This window comes from Candidatus Obscuribacterales bacterium (assembly GCA_036703605.1).
Lineage (GTDB): Bacteria > Cyanobacteriota > Cyanobacteriia > RECH01 > RECH01 > RECH01.
Genome location: DATNRH010000448.1, coordinates 1 through 1,749 on the forward strand (window position 1 = coordinate 1; position 1,749 = coordinate 1,749).

General features: G+C 55.1%; 2 protein-coding genes. Both read left to right on the forward strand.

All coding sequences use genetic code 11. The features are described from left to right. Window positions 1-118 precede the first annotated feature (118 nt). Window positions 119-865 (forward strand): type 1 glutamine amidotransferase, encoded by a 747-nt coding sequence (locus V6D20_09500; GenBank protein ID HEY9816014.1) that lies wholly within the window; start codon window positions 119-121, stop codon window positions 863-865. Next, window positions 859-1,749, forward strand: an 891-nt coding sequence (locus V6D20_09505) for a DUF1989 domain-containing protein (protein ID HEY9816015.1), incomplete at its 3' end; no start/stop codon positions are given. The genes V6D20_09500 and V6D20_09505, both read left to right, overlap by 7 nt.

A 1,749-nucleotide genomic window follows, 5' to 3' on the forward strand; every position in this document is an offset into this window, starting at 1 on the left:
TATGTCGCGATCGCACCAAATCCCTTGTAGGGATTGATTCTTGGATGTTGTTCATTCTGACAGTTTTTTGTGGATCATTACGCTAGGGTAGGAAGCGATCGCATGGACTAGACAGGCTATGAAATTTCTGGTGATCAAACATACGAGGTCGGAAGGCTTCGGTATTTATGAACAGTTTTGTCTCGACGCAGGCATTGACGTAGACTACGTTGAGCTAGCCAAGGGCGATCGCTTCCCCGATCCCCAGACCTATGATGGCCTATGGGTGATGGGCGGGCCGATGAACGTGGAAGATGTAGACCATTGCCCATGGATTGCTGATGAACTAGCGTTTATCCAAAGGGCGGTGCGGCAGGGGCTGCCCTACTTTGGCACCTGTTTGGGCGCACAAATGTTAGCCGCAGCAACGGGAGGACAGGTGGGGTTTATGGACAAGCCAGAGGTGGGCCTGTTGTCTATTACTCTCAACCCAGTCGGACAGCAGCATCCCCTTCTCCGAGGGCTAGATGTTCAACCAAACGTCTTTCAATGGCACGGCCAGGGAGTGCAGCACCTGCCACCCGGAGCAACGGTGTTAGCCAGTTCGCCCCAGTGCCCCGTCCAAATCTATGCGGTGGGCGATCGCGCCTTTGGTCTACAGTTTCATAGTGAAGTCACCCCAGCGGTGATGGATCGCTGGGTCTCCATTCCCGACTATCGGCAAGACCTAGAGCGATCGCTTGGCATGGCAGGACGGGAAGCGTTTCATCAGGCCGTCTATGACCAGGCCGCTGCCATGGCCCGCGATGCCCGTATCCTATTTGAAAATTTCGTGGCGATCGCTCAATCGTCTGAGACTGCCAGACCGGGAGATATTGAATGGTAGCAACCGTAGAATCCATCCCAGGTGACAACCTACCCGCACCGCTAGGACAGGTGGTGGCAGACTATCGCATTGCCCCAGGAACAGCGATCGCCTATCCTGTTCAAGCAGGACAGTATCTGCAAATTCTAGATGTGCGAGGATCCCAATGTTCAGATTTCCTGGCCTTTGCGGCGGCGGATATGAGCGAGGAGCTAGATAGCACGGTCACCCGCACCCTGAATAACTTAGCCATTCCCACCATTGGCTTACATGGCAAATATTTTTCCAACCGGATGCGGCCCTTGGTGGAAGTGATTCAGGATACCTGTGGGCGGCATGATAGCTTTGTCCTAGCCTGCACAGCGAAATATTACGAGGATGCAGGTTATCCCGGCCATCCAAGCTGTAGCGATAATTTTAACAGCGTGCTAAAGCCCTACGGCATCGCGCCACGTCCTGGCTGGGCGGCGATCAACTTCTTTTTTAATACAGCTGTGGATGACTCCGGGGCGATCGCTTCGGGAGAATCGTGGTCGCGGGCGGGAGACTATGTGCTGCTGCAGGCCCATGAGGATCTGCTCTGTGCAAGTTCAGCTTGCCCCGATGATATTGATCCTGCCAATGGCTGGCAGCCGACGGAGATCCATGTGCGTATTTATGACCAAGGGGAAGCTTTTCCAAAAGCCATTGGCCGCCGTGCCACAGCAGAGTCTGGTCTGCGCCTGACCCAACCCAGCGCCTTTACCCCCTGCATTCAGCGCCTCACCCAGGATCTCTCGGACTACAACGGCTTCTGGGTACCCAATCGCTTCGCCCACCACGGTGTGCATGATGAATATTGGGCACTGCGGGAGCGAGTAGTGCTGCTGGATCTGTCGGCCCTGCGCAAGTTTGAGATCGCTGGC

Coding starts and splice junctions, on each gene's coding strand:
- V6D20_09500 (HEY9816014.1), top strand. CDS start 119: ATGAAATTTCTGGTGATCAAACATACGAGGTCGGAAGGCTTCGGTATT.